The organism is Olivibacter sp. SA151, from assembly GCF_054130995.1.
Map to the genome: position 1 here is coordinate 4138127 of NZ_CP096391.1, position 24475 is coordinate 4162601.

A 24475-nucleotide genomic window follows, 5' to 3' on the forward strand; every position below is an offset into this window, starting at 1 on the left:
TCTTGAAAGCAATAGAAGACACCTGCTGACTTATTTTACTTCGAAGGAAAAAGTTGATCCAACCCAAGCTGCATCAAAATCTTTACCGTTGTGATTTCCGGTTACTTTTTCAAAATTCTGCGCTTCAGCCACGTAGCGACCTGGCCACAAAGGGAGAAAACTTAACATACCATTTTCGTCTGTCATCACTTCCTTCGACCATCCTTCCGGAGAGGCCACGTTTACAGGCTTGTTAGCAAGGGGTTTCCCATTCAAGTAAGCAAATAATTTAACCGGTTTGTTTTTGGCAAAAATTTCATGATTATCAGCATATAGCTTTAATCCATTTTCATTTAAACCAGCGTCTACTTTACTGGATTTGCCAATACTTACATAGGCAGAAGAAACGAAGTGATATTTGGTTGTACCCCCCAGTTCTGCCGCCTCGTGACTTACCATTAACGTATATACGCCCTCGTTTTCAGGGGTAAAGCTGCTACTGTAATACGCTTGCCCCGGAATCGTTTTTAACTGGCTCTTTTTTCCATCAGGAGCGACAAGCCAAAGCGTAAAATCCTTTACATCCGAGTACCATTTTTCGGGAGCATCCCGTTCATTGAGGGCAAATTCCCCGTAAAAAACCTTCACGTCATGGGCCGTTCCCAATTTGCCATAGGTCGCAGTTTCAATCCATAAAGCATGCGCTTGCACTTGTATATAAGTGAAGAAGCATAAACATACTAATAAGGTAGCTTTTAAAATTCTCATGAATCTAATTCGTTTAATGTAGTGAACATAGCCTTGCTTAAGTGAGGCTAAGGTTTCAACAAATATACATCTATTTAGATTTAGTACAAATAAAAGACATAAAAACATTTTTTAGAAAAACGTATGAACCGGAATCCAAAGGCAGCTTTACTTCGGTAGAATCTCTATCATAATACGTTGGAGGTCTTTTTTTCGAAGAAAACCATTATATCGGAACAGTAATTCATTTTTTTCATTCAGTATGCAAATGGTTGGAAAGGAAATCTTTCCTGCTTCATCAGCACCGATATAACTCGCCAGCGAATGTAAGCCTGTCGAGGCTCCATTTGGATTATAGTGAAAGGTCTTCTTATTGAATTTTATAGGCTCTTTCTGTTCCGCATTCAATTGAAGGAAATAATACCCTTGTTTAATACCGATTGGCCAATCATCCCCGAGATAGTGCTCCATCGCTCTGCAGTACCTACACCAATCCGTACCAATTAATATAAGGACCAATCTTTTTTGCTTTTGTTGTAGATAGGGCAATCGATCAAAAGACACCGTATCTAAGGGTACTGCAAATAATGCGGTTACCCTTAGCACGATGGTACAAACCAGCAAACATAAAACTGTTCCTTTTTTCATTCTTTAGCTATCAGAGATCAACCGTCGCCCTTCAGTTGCACTGAACCTTCTTCTCTGCTAACGTGAGTTGGGCGACTCATTCACGATTTCCATACTCAACCATTTAACTATTCAACGACTTCGTTAAATACGGATTCTGACACCAAGAAATCCTCTAATCCCTTGGTTTGGTCCATACGCGTAACCATCAGGATCAAACTGTAAACCATATGGATTATCTGAAGTTGGCACAATCCAGCCATCACTGCCGTAAACCACCCCTCTATTAAATGGATCAAAAGATCGCGCAATCGGTGATTTTATACCTGCCCCCTCCCCTTCGGCTATGGCAGGCACACTTTTCGAAATCGTCCAATCTAATAAATTTTTAATTCCTCCGTATATTTCCCATTTGTCGCCTCCATGCCAAGTAAACTGAATATTCTGAATGCTCCATACCGGAGAATACTCCGGTCTAGGATCTAATTCACTCAGCAAAGCTAGGCGCATCGGGCCGTATATATTTCCTGTATAGTCTATTCCCAGATTCAGCGTCTTAATATGGTAAGACAAAGCCCAGGTAGCCGTCCAATTTTCGGTCAAGATGGGACGGAATTTCTCCATTGCCCCAGCCTCATTTCTTTCTTTATTGAAAACATTCATCCAAGTACCACCGGCGGTTAATTTCAGACCATTATACATCGCTAAATCTGCATTTAGACTAATACCTCGTGTAACACCATGGCCATCCAGGTTTCTGTAGATGATCTTTCTCGGATCCAAGTCATAATTCGGTAAGATCCGATTGTTGAAGTAGGTATACCATGCGGATGATTCAAAACTCAATAGATTTCCATCCCCAAGTTGTAATTTCTTAATATAATTCAAATTCACATTAACACTCCGCTCGGGCTTTAAATCCCCTTCAATTTCTACATCGCGAGCGCCCGTTAAGGCGGCATGATCTTCTGTAAAGAGATTAACAACCCGGAAGCCTGTTCCGGCATTTAATCGAAGGATATCATTGTCCGTTATACTCCACTTATAAGCCATTCGCGGCGTAAAAATATCCCCATGATCCGAGTTATAATCATAGCGCATGCCGAGTAATAAACTGTGTTTATCGGCCAATTTTATTTCGTCCTGCAGAAAGACACCTGGCATAGTCATTTTACTGGCGTCATTAATGATTTCGCCGTCGTCTCCAACTAGTTCAGTCGCCGCAGTATTGTCATTGTAGTAGGTATATCGCAAGGCGGCACCTATTAATAAATCATGTTTACCCAGTCGCTTATCCCAAGTCAGTTGTCCAAAAGCAATGCGCTGTTTAGCCAAATACCATTCATCACCGTAAACTGAGTTCTGATCATGGTTATTATAAGAAAACATAAAAAACATTTTTTCCTTTACGGGTAATTGATAGTTCCCCAAAACTTCCCATCTTTTAGTATAGATACTCTCGCCATACACTTTGTCACTTCCTCTAAACGATTTATTCCAAGTTGTTTGCCCTCCCCAACGATCTTCATATAAATATCTTCCTGCCAGCGAGAGCAAGCGATTCTCCTTTCGGTTAAAATTCCATTTCTGAAAAACGGATATTCGATTCTGCAGCGTCATATCCGTGAAACCATCGTGGTTATGGTCTACTTTATCGGTAAAGTTAAAATAGTTTACTCCGGTCAATACATTCGCCTTCTTACCTATAGATTGGTTAAGACCAAGATCTGCATTGTATTCCCGCCAGCTTGTTCCGAAGATATCCGCAGATAATCTTGAAGCCTGTTGAGGCTTTTTGGTAATGATATTAATCAGCCCTCCAACCGCCTCCGAACCGTACAAGGAAGAAGCCGGACCCTTTACTACTTCCACCCGCTCTATAAGAGAGGAAGGTATCCCCGACAAACCATAAACGGTTGATAAACCACTTACAATAGGCATACCATCGATCAGAACCATAGTATAAGGACCTTCTAATCCGTTAATATGAATATCACCTGTATTGCACACATTGCAATTTATTTGTGGACGGACACCGTTTACCATTTGCAACGCATCGAATACCGTTGCCGTTGGATTTTTTTTAAAAAAGTTATGATTATATACTTCTACAGGAACGGGAGTTTCCAATCTATTCACTTCTTTCATCGTACCGGTAATCACCACTTCTTCCAATCCACCTTCTTCTTCCTCCATATTGAAATCCAACCTAATATCCTGTTGACCCGCAACCTGAACAACTTTCAACTGGCTCACAAAGCCTAAACGGCTAACCAAAAGCCGATATGTTCCATCAGGTAACCCCTCAAAAATATATTGGCCGGTACTGTCACTTACAGTCCCCCTTTTTGTATTCTCTATTTTAATTGTAGCACCCTCTAATGGTGCGCCAAGATGGAAAATACGACCTTCTATTGCAGTATCCGTTTGCGCTATAATAACTGTTCTCGTCAAGAGAAGAAAGAGAAAAAGGGTTATGTGCTTCATATATACCTATTGTTTGTAATTTGAATCACAAAACTATAAAAGTTAGGTTAATCTAACAAATAAAATAAAAATATTTACAGTAGAAGTAAGGCCTGCCTTTATTTACAGGTCACCTCAATTTAACTTGCCTTTTTTCTAATTCTTACTATTGTGCCTTTTAGATACTTTTGACGGGTTTTATGACTATTAGTGTCAAGATAGAAGATAACAACAATGTACCTGCCATCAGAATATAAGAAGCCCCAAAACCATGTGTAACTCCATTTAGATATCCAACAATGTAAGCGCCAACAAAAGAACCTAAGGCTCCCATGCTATTGATCAGACCAAGCGCCCCCCCTGATACATTTCTGGGTAAAATTTCGGTGATTACCGCAAAAAAAGGTCCGTAAGGAGCATACATAGATCCACCCGCAATTACCAGCAAAGAAAACGAAACCCAAAAGTTAGTGGTGCCTATGAGGAAAGAACCATAAAAAGCTAAAGCGCTGATTAATAAGAAGGGCCAAACGTAGAGTCTTCGATTCATGCTTTTATCAGAAGCATAGGAGGCTGCAAGCATGGCCACAATCGCTAACAGATATGGCACGGACGATAACCATCCCGTTGTCACAATATCCATGTCCGGAGCTGCTTTAATAATAGAAGGCAACCACATGACAAAGCCGTATAAACCCATACTCCAAAGGAAATATTGAAGGCATAGTAAGATAACGGTCTTTGATCTAAATGCTTCTAAATAGTTTTTTACCGGCTTTATAGCTCGCTGTTCCTCTTGCAAACGACTCTCAATACTCTTTTTCTCTTCAGTATTTAGCCAGTTTGCCTCGTTTGGCTTTTCGTCAATCATTTTCCACCAAACAAAAGCCCAAACTATGGCGGGTGCGCCTTGTAGAATAAACATCCACCGCCAACCCAAGGCATGGATAAGGTAACCTGAAAGTACCGACATCCAAAGAACTGTTGCCGGATTTCCGAGTATCAAGAAGGTATTTGCCCTTGAACGTTCTTCTTTTGTAAACCATTGGCTTAGTAAAATAAGCATAGCGGGCATTACCGCACTTTCTACCACACCTAACATAAATCTTATAACAATGAGTAAGTTTACATTGTTAACCATGCCTGTGGCTGTTGCCAGAATACCCCATAGGATAAGCGACCAAAAAATTAATTTCTTTGCACTTTTATGTGCTGCATAATGTGCCCCCGGTATCTGAAAGAAAAAATAACCGAGAAAGAAAAGCGACCCTAACAAGGATGATATACTAGGTGTAATTTTCAGGTCCTCTGCCATACCACCGGCGGCTGCAAAGCCAAAGTTAGCACGATCGAGATAAGCTAAACTGTAGGTGATAAAGACAATCGGAATAATTCGATACCAGCGAGAGGGAGCCAATGTGTTAATCATTAGAGTAGGATTTATAATTGAATACTATAGAAACGGGAATTCGCCCGATTGTGTATATACGTTCTAACAGAGGCCATTATATTCGCACAGCCTGTCTGGCCAGTAAACGCCAGTGCCCCTCATGCAAATGCCAGACCTGGAGTACTTTCAGATTAACTGTTCCGGGCGACTTACCCGCGTCATGCGTACGGGCAAAGAAATGGTGCCTTACAATCGCTGTTTTATCTTCTATGTCAATTTTTTCCTCCGTTAAATCAATCTGCAAGAATTTGAATTTTCCATTCACCATAGAAGCGATACAAGTTTCTCTGTCCTCAATTAAACCACTCGAATGTCCATAAGTTAGCAGTGGCGATGTTAATGCCTCAAACTTCGATTGATCGGGATGAAGCATGGTTTGACGAAAATCCTCTACGGCCTCCTTAACGGCTAACTGATTAGATTGCCTAGCCTTATTTGAACAACTCATCAAAACCATAGCCGATATTATCAGATATCTATACATTTTTTTTCCTTTAACTTGTCCGAAAGCAGTTTAGTAAAAATCCCGATTTTTTAAATAGGCATCCAATTCTTCTCTAGACATTGGCAGTTCGTCACCTGATAAGTTTTTCAGCCAATTGATAAAGTCGTTTTTAATTTCGTCTGTCCACTTACTATCGATCTGTCCGGAGAGGTATTTTTTCTCTCTTAATCGTTGGGCGCCGAAAGCGTCTCTTAGCATGGTAAATTCAGAACTGATTACTAAATCCTCTACAAGATGCGAAGGAATAAATATAGTTCCATATTTATTCGCCAAAACGGCATCTCCCGGAAGTACCGTTGCTCTGCCGATCCGAATGGGTGCGTTGATAGTTGTTAAGGTCATTTCCATGATATACGAGGGATCTTGTCCTTTTGCCCAGACGTTGAAACCTTTTATTTGACTTAACCCGTCCATATCTCGTACGGCACCCCAGAATATAACACCATTTTTTGAATTGGTATAAATGGTATTTCCAAGCATATCCCCAATCAATGTTCCATCGATAATTTTACCATAACTATCGGCAACGTACACATCACCCGGTACGAGTACATCAATGGGCCAAGTATTTGTACCTCCTTGAGTAGATCGTTTTTCTTTCAATCCCTGCTGCTTAATCTGTTCGACAAGGTCGGGTCTGGCAGGCATATATTGTGCGGTAACAGCCCTTCCGACCATTACCTGATCAGGGTACATAATCAGCTCCCAATTGGCTTCAAACTGGTTATTATATTTCTGGCTTCTTAAATATCCCCAAGCTTGCTCCATGGATATTTTTTTTAATCTTTCTAAAAGATTATCAGGAATCTTTGGACGTCCATCGGGATACCGCTCGCCCTTCCACTGTGAAGTTAACGCGGTGATATATTCAGGAGACGATCCAACTTGTTGAGCGAATACCGTTGAAACAAAAAAAACAAATGCTAGATAGCTTAAGATAATTTTTTTCATAAAAAGGATTTGTTTGTTTAAATTATTGTATTTAATAGTAAAACGATGTGAGCCTTTTTGCGAGTAGCCGTTAAAGAATTATAAACCCGGCACTAAAGCATCTATAGAAAACCATTTTCATAGCGCCTTTTATTTTTTATAACATTAGGACATTGTGGTTAAAAATCCCAGTGTATCGGCTAACGAAGGCCTGGACATACATGGAGGAATAAGTTAGAAGTGTGTACATTTCCCGTCATTCCATATATTAATAGATTATTATTTCATCATCTTCTATTTTATATTGAAATGGTTTAATCAACTGCATTGCATTTAACAACTGGGTAATATTTTCTCCGGCAATGTTCGCTGTATAACGATAACTCTTTACTTTTTGAGCACTGACCTGGATATTCACATTATACCATCTTTCCAATTTTGGAATTAACTCCTCCATCGTTTCATTTTTAAAGATCAGCTTGTTATCAATCCAAGAAGTTTCCTGAATATACTCCTTATCCTCCACGTGTACTTTTGATAAATTTCCTATTGTCACAATTACGGAATTCGGTTGCTTATCCCTTGCCCCCATTGCCTGCTTAGAATTTATTACAGCTATTTTCTCTGACGGTTTTAACACTATTCGTTCTTTCGGCCTCTTATTGACAGATAACTCTATCGCACCTTTAATCAATGTAGCTTCCGTTTTCTGTTCATTTGGATAAGCCTTTACGTTAAACGCCGTGCCTAATACCCGGATAGATATTTCTTCGGTTCTGATTATAAACGGTTTATTTCTATCTTTAGCCACGTCGAAGTACGCTTCTCCTTCCAAACTTACCAAACGACGCCTCGCATCCTTAAAATCATTATAAGATAAACGACTATCTGCATTTAACCATACTTTAGTACCATCAGGCAAAATCCACTGCTTACGTATGCCCTTTTCCGCCACAATTTCGATTCGATTACCCAAGGCATCTTGGTCAGAATATCGACGCCAAAAAAAACCTATCAACAAGACACTTATTACAGAAGCCGCGGCACTATAAAAAAACCATTTTCTCCTAAGTGACCATCGTTTTTCCAGCTTGGTATTAAATGAATTTTCATCATCTTTTTCCGCAACAAAATCGAATTTGTGCTGGTGCTTTGCCTTATGCCTTTGATAAAATGCTTGCGGATCGCTATTTTGAACGGTATCTTGCGACCATAACTCTTTTACAAATTCGTCATAGTATATTGCTTCAGGACTCTCACTTAACAACTTCGTTAGCTCTTCCTGCTCTAATTCGTTAATCTCGCCCGCCATCTTACGGGTCAATAGCACAATGATTCTATTGTCATTCATAAAATTCGGGAGCATCTTTACGCATACCAATTGACGCTCTCAATTATAAAGACAATGGTTTCGTTAAAACTCCCTAAAGCGTATTTATTTTTTTCTTAATGTAAAGACATTGTATAGTATAGTTGTTGAGTGGTATTGTATAACCACCCAACGATTCTACTATTCAACAACAAACAAATTAACTAACTCCAAGTGCGGTCATGGGACCTTCGGTCATCCCATTGTGGCGTTGGTTCAAAATAAGATTTATCCTTTTCGATTAAATGCTCTTTTACTACCTCGTCGTTTAACTCAATCCCGAGTCCAGGTGCATTTAAAGGCACATTAGCGTAACCTTTTTCAATTAATTTTCTTCCATCCGTTGTCTTTACCAAATCCTCCCACCAAGGCACATCAACCGAGTGATGCTCGAGCGACAAAAAGTTTTCTGTAGCGGCGGCACAATGTACGTTAGCCATGAAAGAAATAGGCGTACCCGCCTGGTGCATGGCCATACCTATTCCGAATTCCTGCGCGTAATCACCTATCCTTTTTGTCTCTAAAAGACCTCCCGAAGAGGCTAAATCCGGGTGTATTAAGTCTACGGCTCGATTGTGGATTAGGTTTTTAAAATTACTTAGCAAATAGATATCCTCCCCTGTTATGGTCGGGGTCTCTATTGCCTCCGTGATTGACTTCCATTGTTCGGTATATTGCCATGGCACCACGTCTTCCAACCAAGCCAATCGGTATTTCTCCAACGCCCTGCCTAAACGAATACCATTATTTAAATCGAAATGGCCATAATGGTCCGTCGATATGGGAATATCATAACCAACCATACCGCGCACGTTTTCTACAATCCTTGCAAGTTCTTCCAGGCCTTTATCTGTTATCTGAATCTGAGTAAAGGGATGCATGCGATTAGCATACGCCATGTAATTATTATCTCCCCATTGGGCTAATCGTCCTTGGTTATTTTCCCAGAATTTACTGTTTACTACGGTGCCGGGTTTGCCCCTAAGTTCTCCTATGGATACATCCATCTTTAGCCAGGTATAACCCTGTTCCTGAATCCTATACTGGATGAGTTTCTTCTGTTCTTCCACTGAGCTGGCTTCCGGTGTATCAGCATACAACCGCACTTTATCTCGGTATAAACCACCCAACAACTGCCAGGCTGGAACATTATAGGCCTTCCCACAAATATCCCATAGGGCCATTTCTACGGCACAAACGCCTCCTGCTTGTCGCGAATCTCCTCCAAACTGCTTGATCATTCTGAATATCTTTTCTACATTGCATGGGTTTTCGCCTATTATCCTGCTTTTTAAAAATAAAGCATAGCGCTCATCTGCACCGTCACGCACTTCGCCCAAACCATAGATGCCTTGGTTGGTATCAATACGAATGATGGCTGTACGTCCCATTACACGGGTTACGCAGTAACGCATGTCAGTTATCTTTAAATCTGAAGGTGCCGAATTTCTATTTACCCGTGAGGTTGTATGTGCCAAGGTTTCTTCTATTGGCAAACTCACTAAACCACCTAGAGTTAGGCCACCCAATGCCATTTTTTTTAAAAAATCCCGTCTAGGTTCTTCCTTTGGGAGTGATTTACTTTCTACCAGTGCTTTTTGTCGTTGTGTGCATTCAGCAATACGTGTTTGTTCTTTGATTTCTTGAATGATATTTTTCATAATTCCGGTTATTACTTTATCCTAGATTTTGTGATTTCTTTAATTACCTTGATCCCAAAAAATGTGTGTTCCCAAACTATTACCCCCCATTCTGTTAATTGCTTCCTGTATATTCACTGCATTGACAGAAATTTCCCGCAATGGATATACAAGCCTCCTAATAAATCCTCCGGCACCTGGGATCGATGGGTCTTGGGAAGGAAAGTTTACAGGGTTAAGCCGAGGATAGCCACTTCGTCTAAAATTCGCCCAGGCTTCTGACCAATTTCGGAAGGAACTGACCCAATATTGTTCATTAATCTGTTCAAGCGCTCTTTCTGATGTAAAAGCGATATTCGGACTATGAAGATAAACTTCTTTTTCTTCTGCGGTAATACTAGGCATATTCCCAAATAAAGGCTCCTGCTCCATGTGCGCATTAATACCGGTTTCGTAATATTGTTGCGCATTATCGGAAGGAAGGTATCCCCTAGTAGCCGCCTCCGCTAATAACAACTGTGTTTGTGAAAAAGAGATCAAGAATTCAGGTGCGTCTATACGCATTACCGTGGAACGGTTAAACTGAGAATACTTCCATGCTGATCCTATTTTGCCTGGATAATCCGGTGCTGTTTCAATGGAGCTTTCGTCATAACCGTAAGGCATGCCCTGTTGATCTGCCGGATTTGTATTAGCAGCACCGGCCGTTGCCAGTGGATTCGCAGGTAATTCGTATTTCACTGCTATATATCGAAGTCGCGGGTCGTTATTATTTTTTAAAAAATCCACAAACGGCTTGCCGATGTAATAATTAGCACGCTCTCCTCCTAATAAAGCGTTTGATGTACCATTTGTATACACGGCATTAAATTGAATAAACGCATTGTCCTCATTCGACTGCATAACACCTCCCCTCACAGGATCAGTTGCTGTAGCAACGATCGATCTCGCTTTTTCTTCGTCTATTTTTGTATAACGCATTCCTAGGCGAAGCAAAAGAGAATTTCCCAATCGCTTCCAACGATCTATTGTACCTCCGTAAAACAAATCAGCAGAACCAATACTCGATCTGGTCGGATCCAAGGCATCTGTTGCCTCGATATATTCTTTCATAATCGCATCATATATCGCTTCAGCCGGATCATATCTAGGCAAATAATCGGCTTGTGTATACCCCAGCCCCGCTTCCGTGTAAGGCACATCGCCATAAGTATCCACAAGTAGCTGAAAACAATACGCTTTCCAAATACGTGCCATGTGATACAAGTTGTGTTGCTCTTCCTTTCCTTCTGTTTTATTGGTCACCTCGATTAAGTATCTAATTGGCCCTGTGTAGATGGTATTAAAGGCTTCACTAGCGTGTTGATCATTTATAATATTCCGATTCCCTGCTGCTAAAAGTCCCCCGTAAGGTGTATTAATTTGTTGCACGATTTCGCCCTGGTAGTGATAAGATGCAATAGCCGATAAACGTTGTGCATTTGAGAAAAGATAAGCTGGCTCTAAATCACTCGCCAGCGAAGGATTTGTATTGATCTCTTCAAAATTCTTATCACATCCGCTACTGGCATACAAAACGGCCGTCATTAGAAGATGTACTAAAATCTTTTTCATAAAATGAATTCATTTAAAAATTAACATTGAGATTCAGTCCATAAGTACGCGTGGTTGGCAAGGCATGTGTTTCTAATCCGGAATTCAGATCTGATGCCGAATACTGTGTTTCCGGATCCAAATTATCCACTGCCTTGTGGATAATAAAAGGATTGTTGATAAATACGTTGGCATTAATCGACTTAATAAAGGTATGTTTCAAAAACTTACTAAAATCGTATCCAACGGAAAGTGTGCGCGCACGTATAAAACCTGCGTCATAAACAAAGGGGGTTGCTATGTTTCCGGAGCGATATTGGCTATAGAACAATTCCGCTTCCACAGCAGTAGTATTAGGTGAACCATCGTTATTTACACCGTCAAAAACAACACCTCCTTCACGGCCGACTAAACTATTTTTGTGCAGGCCATGGCGCGTCCAGTTGAAGTTTGAATTCGAGATCATTTTATGGCCCGCCTTGAAATCGATTTGCATAAAAAAGCGGATACCCTTATAGGTTACTGTATTTAGCCATCCGCCGGTATGAGGTGGTATAGCGCTTCCATAAGTTACAATGCTTCCGGGTAAAAAGAGACCGTTCGATGTGATAATTTCTCCCTGGGCATTCCGCAAATAGTCTACCCCGCGTAAAGAGGCCATTGGCATACCAACCTCATGGGAAACGATACCAATATACTCACCAGTACCTACGTCAAAACGAGTTTGATTATCCGCTAATTGCAATACTTTACTCTTATTGTAGGCATAATTCACGATGGATTCCCACTTAATATGCTCCTTTCGAATCGGAGTTACAGTAATAGACGCTTCAAGCCCCCGATTTCGTAGTTTACCAACATTGACAAGTGTCTGCCCATATCCCGATGCGTTGGAGATATCGACATTTAAGATTTCATCCTCGGTTAACTTGTTGTAAGCGGCGATGTCTACCGCCAAACGATTGTCAAAAAGCTTAAAATCAATACCAAATTCTGTCTCCTTGACGGTAAGAGGACGTAGATTGGCATTGGGACTTATGGCTGATGTGATAATACCTAAAGGAACGCCATTAAAGAGATTATTCTCAATATTGTAGTAAAGACTATTGGTGTATGGATTGGTGTCGCCGCCTACTTCAGCATATGACGCTCTAAGCTTTCCAAAATCCAGCCAAATAGGTTTGGACGACCAAATTTGACTAAAGACAAAACTAGTACTGGCGGAAGGATAAAATGCGCTGTTGGAGGCGGGATTTAACGTAGAAAACCAGTCGTTTCTACCGGTCAGATTCAAAAACAAAAACTCATCAAAAGAAAAGTCTATCGTACCGAAAACGGAGTTGACTCTTTTGTGTGATAGTGAGTAAACCGGATTCTTTATTTGCCCATTATCGATTGTGTAAAGATCGCGAATAAAGAAATTGGTGACAGATGTTCCCATTCCCTCCGATTTCTGATCCATTGAATTCATACCAAAAGTAGCATCGACTCCCCACTGGCCTATCTGGTGGTTCAAGCCGACCAAAAAGTCGATATTCCGTTCGCGAAAGGTACTGGTGTTTTGAAAATAATTGCCGTTAAACCCGGTGGGTGCTACCGGAAGCATGGCCGTTCCCGTTGGCCGATTAGCATGCCGCACATTGGTAAAATAGTCTTGTCCCACCCGTCCCTGAGCCCACAACCAAGACCTAAACTGGTAACGCAAAGAAATATTACCGAATAAACGATCGCGCTTTTGTGTCTCAAATCGCTCATTAATAGACCAATAAGGATTGGTTCTATCCGTAAATCGCGCGGGGTTGATTTCATTCCCGGTGACAGGGTCTTTATAAGCATTTTCCAACCATTTCATATCAATGCTGTTTGCAAGCGTATAAACGGTTTGGTTAACATTAAAAGCTTGTTGATTAACAACAGGCGGATTGTTGTTAAATTCATTGGAGTAGTTGGCATTTACCTGAACAGAAAGCTCTTTATTAAGGTTATAGTTAAGGCCAATATTAAATATTTTTTTATTATAATCAGAATTAGGAACAATGCTATTCGCTTTGGTATTAGCAAAAGAAACTCGAAAATTACCTTTCTCATTGGCTCCCGAAACGGCTAACGAATTGGTGAAAGTCCTACCCATATCGTAAAAATCTTTAATCCTGTTTTTGTAAGGAAGGTAAGGGCGTTCGATCCCGTCATGTTGCATCATAGGGAGCCCATCAAATCGAGGACCGAAGCTCCAGACACCGGTTCGTCTAGCGTCCGCTAAGGTTACGTTGCGAATACCATACTCACCTTGACCATATTCATATTGAAAATCCGTATAATCTAATGGTTGGTCTGCCTGAAAGCTTGAGGTGTAACTGATCCCGATTCCGGCTTGTTGATCGCTCCCGGATTTTGTTGTAATAATTATCGCTCCATCTTTAGCCCTGAACCCATATAACGCGGCCGCAGCCGCTCCTTTCAATACCGTAAGCGAGGCAATATCATCCGGATTAATACTCTGTAGGCCGTCTCCTAAATCGGTATTCATTTCACCGGTATTACCGCCACTTGCTCCATTTGCTCCGCCTTGCGGTGCGTTATTAATCGGTACTCCATTTACAACGATCAAAGGCGAGTTATTGCCTCCAAATGAGGATTGTCCTCTTAAACGAATTTTGGAAGAGCCTCCAGGTCCGGTTGGAGAAGGAGAGACATTTAATCCCGCCACTTTTCCCGACAAGCTGTTCCCAAAATTAGTTGTCCGATTTTCAGTTAACTGTTCAGGATCAACAGCAGAAGCCGAGTAGCCCAATTTTTTGTTTTCGCGCTTAATTCCCAAGGCGGTTACAATAACTTCACCCAGTTGTTGCGCATCTTCCTGCAATATAACGTCCAATCTATTTTTCGCGGTCGTACTGATTTCCTGTGAGACATAACCCAGATAGGTAAATACAAGGACGGCATTAGCTGGGACGACAAGTGTGTAAGAGCCATCAGCAGCAGTCCGTGTCCCTTTCCCTTGCGCCCCTTTTACTAACACACTTACACCTGCAAGCGGTTGGCCGGAAGCACTTTTGACCAACCCACTGATTGTTTTTTGCTGATGCAACTTATTCCTCACCACGACAAGGTTGTCTTTCAACTCCATATATTCTAAATCAGTATTAAGCAGCAGACGAGCCAGCACCTCCATAACAGGCGTATCTTTTGCACTGATAGAAACCGGCTTTTCGAAAACGCCGTTCTCTTCGCTGTACATAAGCCGTATTTTACCCTTTTTTTCAAGTAATGGAAACACATTTTTGAGCTTTACATTTTGCACCACCAGATCAATTTTTTCTCCTTGATGATCAGTGTTGGCTATACTGTTTAGAGAAAAAAGCAAGAGAAGAAAAAAACAGTAAAAACGTAATAAACATTTGGTTTTTGTAAAAAAGTAAACAAAAAGTCTTCCAGGAAGAACTCTTTCGTTTAGTTCTTTTTTTTTCATAGCTTTGGTCATAATTGTTAAAAAATCTGAAGAATAGTGTTAAGCTAGTTCTAGGAGTCAAATGAGAGGTGTTGGCGCACTTCTCATTTTTTTATCATTCCGATCTTGTCATAGTTATTAATTTATAATAGTTAACAATACATTTATTCATCCTGTTGCATGCCATTTTTTAAAGCTTGCGGTTTTATGATTAGTTCTTTAGTTCTGTTTATTGGTTCTTACTATTAAAGACAATAAATTTTTAAAAATTCCCTAATAACTTTTGATATTAAAAAGCAGGGGCTATCAATTTCTATAACTACCTAACTATTTGTCAACTTAATAGCTAACGTTTGCATCGCTACTACAACTTTGGCGACTATGTATATACCTAACAGCAAAGAAGTTAATCGGGAAGCGCAAATGCAATATATGAGCCACCTGGTTTTTTTCCATATTTTGTACCGCCGGCAGCAATTACAACATATTGCTTTCCGTTAACTTCATAGGTAGCCGGAGTAGCAAAACCACCGGCGGGCAATTTAAACTCCCAAAGAATCTTTCCGGACTTTTTGTCAAAGGCGCGAAAAAGCTCGTCTTGTGCTGCTCCAATAAAAAGCAAGCCACCTGCTGTGACAATGGGGCCTCCATGATTCTCTGTGCCGGTTGGAGCCACTCCTTTTCTCTTTAATTCAGGATATTCACCCAGTGGAACCTGCCATAAAAATTCTCCTGAATTGAGATCAATTGCGCTTAAAGTTCCCCAAGGAGGTTTTACAGCCGGATACCCGTCAGGTGTACGAAACTGGACCTGTCCGTTATTAACGTAAGGGGCGACATACGGAAATACGCTTTTTTCGTCAGCTTGCTTATTTGTTAAATTTGACTGTTGATGTAAGTCTTCTGATTGGGCAGCTATATTGTCTTTCAGTAAAAAGCTGACGATGGCCGCTTGTTTCGGCGCATTGATATGTCGAAACGAAGGCATCATTCCTTTACCAGTGTTCATAATATCAAATATGTCTTTTTTATTAGCACGTTCGCTTATATTTAATAAGCTTGGGTAGCTTTTATTCCCGCTGCCTTTCAGGTCAACACCATGGCATACGGCGCAATTGGCCAGATACAACGCTTTGCCTCTGCTTACTTTCTCTTCTTTTTGTTGCGCCATACCGGTTGCCAGATCCATCATTTTTAAGTCCCACGGCATATCGTTTGCGTTAACATACAATATGCCTTCGGTATCGGCAGCTGTTCCACCCCATTCCGCACCTCCTCCTATATGAAAAATTATTGAACCTGCACTGTTTGGTGGTATAAATTTATTTCCTGATCGCGTTTCTTCAAATCTCTTTTTAACAAATTGGTAGCCTTCCATTGTCATATCATTGAAATCTTCTTTGGTAAAAAATTGCCTGGAAAAGGGCTTAGGCTTTACAGGATATGGTTGTGTAGGCCAAGGCTGCTCACCTGGCATGGCCCCATTGGTAGGTACAGGCCTTTCTTCTACCGGAAAAAGTGGTTTCCCACTATCACGATCTAACACATAAATCACTCCGTCTTTTGTTGCTTGTGCAACAGCGTCTATTAATTTACCTTGATGTTTAACCCTTACCAAATTAGGAGGGTTCGATAAGTCACGATCCCAAAGGTCATGATGGATTGTTTGAAAATGCCAAATACGACGCCCGGTTTCCGCGTCCAAAGCCAAAATACAATTAGCAAAGAGGTTGGTGCCATGTCTATCTCCTCCATAAAAATCAACGGACGGAGATCCCGTTCCCAAATACACAACCCCTCTTTTGCTATCCAACACCATACCCGACCAGCAGTTTGCCCCACCTATTTTTTTATAGGCATCTTTCGGCCAGGTATCATAACCGAACTCTCCCGGTTGCGGTATTGTATGGAAAATCCATTTAATTTTTCCCGATAATACATCATACGCACGTATATGTCCAGGAGCGGCATCGCCAAATTCTGAAACGCGCGATCCCATAACAATGGTATTTTTGTAGATAATACCAGGTGATGTGGCAATTACAAATAGGTTACTTATATCATGTGATAAATTTTCTTCTAAGCCTTTATGTAGGTCTACCTTCCCAGCCTCGCCGAATTCAGTAACAGGTAGACCTGTATAGGCATCTATCGCATAAAGAAATGAGCCGGCAGTAAAAAGAATGCGCTTCGCCCCCTTTCCTTCCCAAAAACTCAAACCTCGATTGGCATGATATTGCGGTTCGCTTGTTTTAAAGGGGTCAAAAACCCATATTTCTTTTCCTGTTGCAGCATCTAGTGCAAAAACCTTCAATTGAGGCGTGGTTCCGTATAAAACGCCATTTACTATGATAGGTTGGCATTGGATTTCGAATGGTCGTTCACCTGATTTGTTTTCTCCCGTTTGATACGCCCACGCTACATTGAGGTATTGCACGTTTTCTGTATTGATTTGATTAAGTGGCGAATACCGATTCCCAAAATTGTTCCCCCCATATACCGGCCAGTCAACGCCGGTTTGGTCGTTTCTGTCTTCGTTGTTACAACTGAATGCTAGTACAGTTATAGTCATCCATAATAGTTGGATACAAGGTTTCAAAATTGACATGAAAATGATTTAATCGTATACGGTTTATAACTTATATATTCACTATAGACAAGAAATCTTTGAATAATCCCTAATGAAACTATGACTTTTGCGTATAAACGATCTGGAAATTGTTGGATTGTTGCATCACGAATAGTGACAGTAGCAATAATATTAACATACTCCAACTCGTTATTGCATGCTTGACTTATGGATAGGCCAACCGAAGGGATGGGACCACAATGCGAGGCGATCTCCGGTTTGTTAACGTCACATGATTAAATAGTACAAAAGCAGGGCAAGTAAATGCTTAAAGCGTAACCCTATTGCTTAACGCGGATAGTAGATTAGTGACGAAATGGTTGAAGGTTATAACGGATTACGCCAGCTTAAATTCGGCCTTAAGAATATGAGCTAATTTTTTCATGGCATTTACCAAATGTGCATCCACCGTCTTTGTGGACAACCCTAGAATATCAGCTACTTCTTTGTAGGAAAACCCCTCCTCTTTCACAAGTTGAAAAACTAATTTACATTGCTTTGGTAAGGAAGCAATAGCTTGTTCTAGTTTTGCCTTCATCTCTCCCTGAATAAATATAGCTTCAGGACTTGGCGTATTTATTTGAATATCAAAATCCACCTCATCGAGTGACAGGAGCTCGCGCCCCGTATGTTGCTTCAATACATTCAGTGATTTATTTCTTGCAGCTACAAAAGCGTAATGCTTCACATTCTTTATCTCCAATAGTTGCTGGCGCTTCTCCCACAGCATGAATAAAACATCACTTGCCACTTCTTCTGATAATTCCCATGATTTCAGAAAACCGAAAGAAAATTTTCTAATCGGTTCAAATAAAATATTAAATACCTCAATATAGACACCTTCGGTATTAGCAATCGCCATTTGGTGAACCAAAGACGTTAAATCACGTATTTTTTTGGTCATGGTTATATAATTGGAGAAACCAAATATACTATTTTTTGATCCGCCACAAAATAATCCTCAGAAAAAAGCGAAACAACGGACCGATTTCACGAATTACTTTATGTTAAATCCTATTTTCTTTTTTTTAAAACGAGATTAAAATAAGAGTTTGTTGAAGCAAGGTATACATTTTTATAATTGATTAAAGCAAAACGATTTTTGAACACTTACGCGCACTACTTATACAACCCATTAAACAATAATTTGAAAGTACCATGTGCCTGCCCTCTGTTGGTAATTTCCGGCCCAAAAGCGTAAAAAGAGCCCTTTCCTACTGTGGTGTAAAACGCAGCAATACCTCCTTTAAGATATGCCTGTCCCCAAGCCCACCCACTTTTAAGTATTTTATCGGTATCAAACCACATCAAAGGTTTTATTTGATTCAACCCCTCATTTTTGATCCTAAATGTTTCGCTATTGTTGAAAACCACATCAACATAGGAGCGCATGCCAAAATTGGGTATCTGCGTGGTATCAACACGAACCGTTAAAATGCTGCTTGGTATATAGAATTTATCACCTGATAAGGTCATCGATTCCCCGTTATCGTTTTTTACACTTAAGGCATTTTCTACGGGCAGTTTAAAATGGTAGGCTAAATTAGTTGCACTGCCGACGGTAACAATCCTACCTCCTTCCTTCAGGAAGGTTCTAAGTTGAGGAATAGATTTATCTACACTTAAGCTTCCCAACATATGGTGATAAGCCACGGGTACCTCCTCTTTTGATGGCATTCGTAGATATCGACTGCTATTCTTTATAGTTGGTAAAGGAGGCATTCCACCTCCGACGAACAAAATAACATCAAATCTTCTGTGCAGCAGACCTTTGTCTATATCTTTCGGATAAACAAGTTGGAAATCAAAATGAAATTGTTCCAGGATCCAACGCACCCAACCGGAAGGTATGGAGCCACCGTAATAATCGAACAGAGCGATTCGACCGGGTTTTATATTCAAAAGATCTTTTGGCTTTATAGGAATTGCTTTAGCCGTGACGCCATACTTACTCACCACTTTCTGTAATAAAGCACTTTCTTTTGTTTCTACATAGAAAGAACCGGCAGGCATTCCCACCGTGACGGCCTGTGTTCTGTAAACTTTTATATTTTCTTTCAGCAAATCATTAACGGCGGTAAAGGAGTCATTTACGTTAGCATCCAACAAATACCCCTGTTTGGAAGAAGCAAGCTCTTTGACAGGTGGATCTTGTAACAAACCGTAAGCAATACGTTCAAATGGCCCATCAAAAGCATCCGTTATTCGGTCGAAGCGTACTCCCATCTGAAACGCTAAAGTCCATCCAGCTGCATCATATGGTTTTACCGGTGGACCACCGGGATATTGAAAATCGTTCGGATGATCTTGCGGTTCAAACATATCTAACACATGCGCGCGGAAGGCTTGTGCCGTTTTTACGATATAAGAGCCTGCAGGGTAGCGCTTTGAACCCACAGAAAAATCTGCCTTTGCCTTATGTATTAGTACACCTGATTTGATTAACGCATTAACAAATTTCACCGCTGTAGGAAAGTCTGATTGATCAGCTGGAATAATATAACCTCGTGCATCTCGAAAGGCAGGATTTTTCAGAACAGCGTCATAGTAGTGCCTAGGAATTGTATCGCCTTTTAATTGCTTCTCGCCTTTGTCTCTTTTATAAGCCATAGCAATAGAATCTGCGTAACGTGGCAAGAGTGTCCAATTATCTCTACTTCCCTTCTCTATGGCATTTTTCCCCATCAGGTATATATTATAAAGCAGTTCATCTCCATGCCGCTGCGCATAATTCAAGATGGCGTAGTTTAACGAAAGTGAATAGTCGATTGACTGCCTAAAATGCCAGGTTTGTGGGGTAACCGGATTGGGAGTTGCATTATTCGGTATCAAACGTGTTGGTATTACCGGCACTTCTTCGGGTGTCGGATTGCCAATAATCTCGGTCAATATCCCGATCATATTATGAAAGTAAGGAGTTGTTCTTAGTCCACCGTTCCACCAAGTAGAAAATACAGAGCCGCTTAGACGTGTATAACCAGGTTTGTTCTCCGCATTTAACCGATTGTTCATAGCCGCCGCGACACCGTCTATGCCGGTTATGATCAATGGGTCAAATACGTGATTAAAAGGATCACGGTAAGGAGGGCCCGCTAAAACCGAACCTTCGGGTCCGCGTTGGTGATGGTTATAAACGATTTGAGGCATCCATTCAATGTACTGCTGGCGCGCAATATGCGTACTTTCTTTCATGTTCATCATGAAAAAATCGCGGTTATTATCGTGCCCGATATATTTTTGATATAATCGCGGGATATGCATGTTACGCTTTTTGGGATCCTGCTCTTGCATATACCAGGTACTCATCAATTCTTGTCCATCCGGATTTACCTGCGAAAGTAGAATAATAACGCCGTCCAATATGGCTTTATTTTCAGCATCATTGCGACTAACTAACTGATAGAAAGTCTCGATCAGCTGATGAGTGCCAACCGTCTCATTGGCATGCAGCCCACCGTCTATCCATACCACCGGCTTACCTTCCATGGCTAGTTTTTTTGCCTCTTCACAGGAAAGGTCTTCGGCGCGTGCCATTTTTTGTGAAATTTCCTTATATCGGCTGAGTTTTTTTAAATTTTCAGGAGATGAAATCACCCAGATATACTGCCTTCGCCCTTCTTCGGTTTTCCCGATTTCCAACGTTTGTACCCGATCCGAAAGTTTGTCGATCAGCTGAAAATATTTTTCCAATTGTTGATAAGTTGCCAGTTGATAATCATCACCGATTGAAAATCCAAAGTGTGATTTTGGCACAGGAATCGCTTGTGCCAACACCTTCCCCGTTACGGTTAAGAATAGCAGGAAAAGGAAGCATCTTTTTTTACCGTAATTCATTATATCTTACTCAATTTACGCTGATTTGAAAAGTTACCTGATTTTCAATGTCCATCTATGCTTGAGGAGCAATTATATTTATGTATCATTATCCAGTAACTGCCTAAATAAAAACGACCAGTTCTTAAAACAGCTTCTAAACACTAGTTCATCGCTCGCTAACCCTGACAGATGGCAGAAATAAAAAATTCTCATCTCTTTTTTATACCCAACAGTCAGTTTAATACAGATTTTTAGGCTTGATACAATTTTAAAATAATTAACCATAAAAAACAAACTTAACATTATTTACATTTAACTTAAGTAAGCAAATACAAAAGAGACATGGATTTGTATGATAACACCATAACTTCATTACCGTTTAGAATATTCAATGAAAAACGTTTATATTCTTGAATGTCCTTCTAATTTAGGGCTCAAAGAACCTTATCCGGGGCGCGAGCCTGGGGTAAGGATGTTACCCGATTGGTTAAAACAATGGGGTTTATACGACAGCATTCCCAGCATACGGGTTACTAGGCTTGAGGCTCCGGCCTACACGATGAATTTAGATAGGGAAAGCGGGATTCGCAATGCCGATGCTATCGTCGATTATGCACTTACTCAAAAGCGTTTTTTTGAAAAGGAAATTAAAGATTCCGTATTCCCTTTCGTTCTAGGTGGAGATTGCAGCGTTTTACTGGGGCCGTTATTAGCTTTGGCTGAACGGGGCCACCATGCATTATTTTATTTAGATGGCCATACTGACTTTATTTGGCCTTCTTTATCGCAAACTGGCGGTGCAGGTGGCATGGCGGCAGCTTTCGCTGCGGGTCGTGGGCCCGAAAAGATGACCAATATATCAAGTTTGAAACCCTACATCGACGAGCAACATGTTTGGTGCGTGGGAAATAGAGAATACGTAGATTGGTATGAGCAGGCCATTATTGAATCAAAGGCGACTTATATTCCATTGTACCAACTAAGGTCAAGGGGCATTCAATCTTGTGTTGCCTCCTTTTTAAATCATGTCGAAAAAGAAGAATTGTCCGGTTTTTGGATTCATTTTGATGTCGATGTACTGAACGACAAGTTGATGCCAGCAGTAGACAGTAGAAGCCCTGATGGTTTGGCTTACGAAGAATTAGTGGAATTACTTGTTCCTTTGCTCGATAGTCCAAAAGTTGCCGGAATGACACTTACTATTTTGGATCCGGACCTAGATCCCTCGGGTTTGCATACCAAAAAATTTGTAGAGCAAATAAGCTACATTTTCAAGGAAATCTGCGGTTAAAACACCTAAATTAAGTAAACGTCTGTAGGGGTCTTTACTACAGACGTTATTAACATCATTAAACGGCTAGCTGTAACTGACTCAATTTCTCCGTAATAAATGCAAGTTCATCGGTTGAAATCGTGCTATCGACAGCCTTTGCATTTTGAACCGCTTGCTGCGTATCTCTAGCCCCGACCAGGGTAATGGTAATGCCTGGCTGTTCTAATGTCCAAAGGAGAACAAGCTGCCCTAAAGAAATGTGTTTATCATCTGCCAAGGGTTTGATACGTTCTAGAAACGCATTTGTTCTTTTTAAATTCTCCTCTTGAAAATAATGAAGTCCTGCACGATGATCCCCTTCACCAAAAATATGACCTGGCTTCATCTTACCGGTTAACAAGCCACGTTCTAGTGGACTATAAGCAATAATGGACTTATGATGCTGCTGGCAGTACGGAATAATCTCTTGCTCAATATCCCGCTTCACCATGCTATACGGAACTTGATTAGAAGCAAGTTTCAATGTACGTTCGGCTTCTTCCATTTGCGGAACATTGTAATTACAAACACCGGCATGCCGAACCTTCCCGTCTTTTATCAATTGGGCAACAGCCTCCATCGTTTCCTCGATGGCTGTGGTTTTATCAGGCCAATGAATTTGGTAAAGATCAATGTAATCGGTTCGTAACCGACGCAAGCTGTCTTCACATTCTTTCACAATGCTCTCTTTACCTGCATATTTATAAATATCGATATCTTTCCCACTATTGTCCTTGCTTTTGAAGGCAAAGTCGCCCTGTATCGAATCCCATCGCATGCCAAATTTCGTAAGAATTAAGACCTTATCCCGCGGTAATCCCTGAATGGCTTCGCCTACGATTTCTTCGCTTGTTCCCTGCCCGTAAATCGGTGCCGTATCAATCGTGTTTACACCTAACTCGTAGGAAGCCTTGATGGCATCTATTGCATCTTTTCTTTCCGTTCCTCCCCACATCCATCCCCCGGCGGCCCAAGCACCGAAAGTTATAACTGAAGGGTTTAAATCTGTCTCTCCAAGTTTTCTGTACTTCATTTTTTGTCTACTATTTTATATGTGTGTTATAAAGAAAATAAATACTCTTAGCGGTTTTGTTACAGCTACTATCATAGCCACTTCTACCAAAAACCCTATATTAGCTTTCAAAAATAATTTTATGAGAAAACTGAGCTCAACAAATTATTACAACCAGACCTATCTAGAGGAAAAATGCGCCTTGAATGAACTTTTACATTTATTAAGTAAACGATGGCTGACTGATGTTCTGTTCAGCATCGAAGAAGGAAACACTCGGTTTTCGAGCATAAAAGAAGATTTAAAGCACATAAGCGATAATATTTTAGCAGATCGATTAAAACATCTTGAACATTACAAATTGATTCGCCGTCGTAATAACATACACGAAGTTCCGCAACGTGTTGAGTATTCACTAACAGAATCCGGTACAAAACTAAGCGACATGCTTGATCAGTTATGTAAGTTTGCCGAAGGCGAAATCGACTTTCCGGAATAACCCGGAATCCGTAACATTTTGACTACATTCTAAATCCGTTTTTTGTTTGATTGCTTTACAAAAAAAAGCATTCTAGATAAAATTGCAAGTACTTAGTAAATTGTGAGTAACGATTTGCCATCAGATGATTCTTTACAAAACGAGTGTGAACCGTCATTAACCTTACATTAACTATTAACCAGCTACTGCCTGGCACCGTGTGCAAGTACGACGATTATTAGACAGTTCTATTCACGCATACAAACATAATCTCATAAAGTATTGTTATATTCGCAGCGTATAAAATTTGCGTTAGAAAGGAATGTTGCTCCAGAGAGAAAAAATTGTTTGCAAAAGGGAACTTTATTTAATCCTTATTTGCGTATCCAGTTTCTTATTAAGCTCTTTTTTCTTTTATAATAAAACACCTGTTCAAAGCGTAAATCAGTTTAGCGGATTCGTTATACAGGACTA

General features: G+C 40.6%; 16 protein-coding genes. 2 read left to right on the forward strand and 14 right to left on the reverse strand.

Going from position 1 to position 24475, the window contains the following annotated elements; all coding sequences use genetic code 11:
* Positions 1-30: 30 nt before the first annotated feature.
* From M1D52_RS17075 to M1D52_RS17135, 13 genes are all read right to left on the reverse strand, one after another.
* Positions 31-747, reverse strand: coding sequence for a DUF4198 domain-containing protein (locus M1D52_RS17075; RefSeq protein ID WP_041388269.1), 717 nt, complete (start codon positions 745-747; stop codon positions 31-33).
* A 147-nt stretch (positions 748-894) separates the two neighbouring features.
* Complete coding sequence (locus tag M1D52_RS17080) at positions 895-1374, reverse strand: thioredoxin family protein (RefSeq protein WP_437393105.1); 480 nt, start codon at positions 1372-1374, stop codon at positions 895-897.
* A gap of 123 nt (positions 1375-1497) precedes the next feature.
* Positions 1498-3840, reverse strand: a complete 2343-nt coding sequence (locus M1D52_RS17085; protein WP_013666041.1) for a TonB-dependent receptor — start codon at positions 3838-3840, stop codon at positions 1498-1500.
* Between the two features lie 157 nt (positions 3841-3997).
* Positions 3998-5248, reverse strand: a complete 1251-nt coding sequence (locus M1D52_RS17090) for an MFS transporter (RefSeq protein WP_013666040.1) — start codon at positions 5246-5248, stop codon at positions 3998-4000.
* Between the two features lie 76 nt (positions 5249-5324).
* Complete coding sequence (locus M1D52_RS17095; RefSeq protein ID WP_041387380.1) at positions 5325-5753, reverse strand: nuclear transport factor 2 family protein; 429 nt, start codon at positions 5751-5753, stop codon at positions 5325-5327.
* Positions 5754-5783: 30 nt separating this feature from the next.
* Positions 5784-6725: an RraA family protein gene (locus M1D52_RS17100; protein ID WP_013666038.1), complete on the reverse strand. Its 942-nt coding sequence runs from the start codon at positions 6723-6725 to the stop codon at positions 5784-5786.
* A 247-nt stretch (positions 6726-6972) separates the two neighbouring features.
* Positions 6973-8055, reverse strand: coding sequence for a FecR family protein (locus M1D52_RS17105; protein WP_198140264.1), 1083 nt, complete (start codon positions 8053-8055; stop codon positions 6973-6975).
* 182 nt (positions 8056-8237) lie between these two features.
* The gene (locus M1D52_RS17110; RefSeq protein WP_013666036.1) at positions 8238-9734 is read right to left on the reverse strand and encodes a mandelate racemase/muconate lactonizing enzyme family protein; all 1497 of its coding nucleotides are present in this window, start codon (positions 9732-9734) and stop codon (positions 8238-8240) included.
* A 39-nt stretch (positions 9735-9773) separates the two neighbouring features.
* Positions 9774-11327, reverse strand: a complete 1554-nt coding sequence (locus M1D52_RS17115; protein ID WP_437393106.1) for a SusD/RagB family nutrient-binding outer membrane lipoprotein — start codon at positions 11325-11327, stop codon at positions 9774-9776.
* Positions 11328-11340: 13 nt separating this feature from the next.
* Positions 11341-14775, reverse strand: coding sequence for a SusC/RagA family TonB-linked outer membrane protein (locus tag M1D52_RS17120; protein ID WP_457941575.1), 3435 nt, complete (start codon positions 14773-14775; stop codon positions 11341-11343).
* Positions 14776-15160: 385 nt separating this feature from the next.
* A complete protein-coding gene (locus tag M1D52_RS17125; RefSeq protein ID WP_437393108.1) occupies positions 15161-17362 on the reverse strand; it encodes an outer membrane protein assembly factor BamB family protein in 2202 nt (733 codons plus the stop codon).
* Positions 17363-17720: 358 nt separating this feature from the next.
* Complete coding sequence (locus M1D52_RS17130; RefSeq protein ID WP_437363142.1) at positions 17721-18287, reverse strand: RNA polymerase sigma factor; 567 nt, start codon at positions 18285-18287, stop codon at positions 17721-17723.
* Positions 18288-18502: 215 nt separating this feature from the next.
* Complete coding sequence (locus tag M1D52_RS17135; RefSeq protein WP_013666031.1) at positions 18503-21217, reverse strand: M14 family metallopeptidase; 2715 nt, start codon at positions 21215-21217, stop codon at positions 18503-18505.
* A 373-nt stretch (positions 21218-21590) separates the two neighbouring features.
* Between M1D52_RS17135 and M1D52_RS17140 the strand changes: the two genes are divergently transcribed.
* Positions 21591-22490, forward strand: coding sequence for an arginase family protein (locus M1D52_RS17140; protein ID WP_437393109.1), 900 nt, complete (start codon positions 21591-21593; stop codon positions 22488-22490).
* 58 nt (positions 22491-22548) lie between these two features.
* Here the strand turns inward: M1D52_RS17140 and M1D52_RS17145 are convergent, their stop codons facing one another.
* Positions 22549-23544: an aldo/keto reductase gene (locus tag M1D52_RS17145; protein ID WP_437393110.1), complete on the reverse strand. Its 996-nt coding sequence runs from the start codon at positions 23542-23544 to the stop codon at positions 22549-22551.
* A gap of 121 nt (positions 23545-23665) precedes the next feature.
* On the opposite strand from M1D52_RS17145, the gene M1D52_RS17150 reads away from it, so the two are divergent.
* Positions 23666-24022 carry a winged helix-turn-helix transcriptional regulator gene (locus M1D52_RS17150; RefSeq protein WP_013666027.1) on the forward strand — a complete coding sequence of 119 codons (357 nt, stop codon included), beginning with the start codon at positions 23666-23668 and terminating at the stop codon, positions 24020-24022.
* Positions 24023-24475 lie beyond the last annotated feature (453 nt).

Excerpts from the sequence above, each read along its gene's own strand:
- M1D52_RS17075 (WP_041388269.1), bottom strand. The coding sequence starts at position 747 with ATGAGAATTTTAAAAGCTACCTTATTAGTATGTTTATGCTTCTTCACT.
- M1D52_RS17080 (WP_437393105.1), bottom strand. The coding sequence starts at position 1,374 with ATGAAAAAAGGAACAGTTTTATGTTTGCTGGTTTGTACCATCGTGCTA.
- M1D52_RS17085 (WP_013666041.1), bottom strand. The coding sequence starts at position 3,840 with ATGAAGCACATAACCCTTTTTCTCTTTCTTCTCTTGACGAGAACAGTT.
- M1D52_RS17090 (WP_013666040.1), bottom strand. The coding sequence starts at position 5,248 with ATGATTAACACATTGGCTCCCTCTCGCTGGTATCGAATTATTCCGATT.
- M1D52_RS17095 (WP_041387380.1), bottom strand. The coding sequence starts at position 5,753 with ATGTATAGATATCTGATAATATCGGCTATGGTTTTGATGAGTTGTTCA.
- M1D52_RS17100 (WP_013666038.1), bottom strand. The coding sequence starts at position 6,725 with ATGAAAAAAATTATCTTAAGCTATCTAGCATTTGTTTTTTTTGTTTCA.
- M1D52_RS17105 (WP_198140264.1), bottom strand. The coding sequence starts at position 8,055 with ATGAATGACAATAGAATCATTGTGCTATTGACCCGTAAGATGGCGGGC.
- M1D52_RS17110 (WP_013666036.1), bottom strand. The coding sequence starts at position 9,734 with ATGAAAAATATCATTCAAGAAATCAAAGAACAAACACGTATTGCTGAA.
- M1D52_RS17115 (WP_437393106.1), bottom strand. The coding sequence starts at position 11,327 with ATGAAAAAGATTTTAGTACATCTTCTAATGACGGCCGTTTTGTATGCC.
- M1D52_RS17120 (WP_457941575.1), bottom strand. The coding sequence starts at position 14,775 with ATGAAAAAAAAAGAACTAAACGAAAGAGTTCTTCCTGGAAGACTTTTT.
- M1D52_RS17125 (WP_437393108.1), bottom strand. The coding sequence starts at position 17,362 with ATGTCAATTTTGAAACCTTGTATCCAACTATTATGGATGACTATAACT.
- M1D52_RS17130 (WP_437363142.1), bottom strand. The coding sequence starts at position 18,287 with ATGACCAAAAAAATACGTGATTTAACGTCTTTGGTTCACCAAATGGCG.
- M1D52_RS17135 (WP_013666031.1), bottom strand. The coding sequence starts at position 21,217 with ATGAATTACGGTAAAAAAAGATGCTTCCTTTTCCTGCTATTCTTAACC.
- M1D52_RS17140 (WP_437393109.1), top strand. The coding sequence starts at position 21,591 with ATGAAAAACGTTTATATTCTTGAATGTCCTTCTAATTTAGGGCTCAAA.
- M1D52_RS17145 (WP_437393110.1), bottom strand. The coding sequence starts at position 23,544 with ATGAAGTACAGAAAACTTGGAGAGACAGATTTAAACCCTTCAGTTATA.
- M1D52_RS17150 (WP_013666027.1), top strand. The coding sequence starts at position 23,666 with ATGAGAAAACTGAGCTCAACAAATTATTACAACCAGACCTATCTAGAG.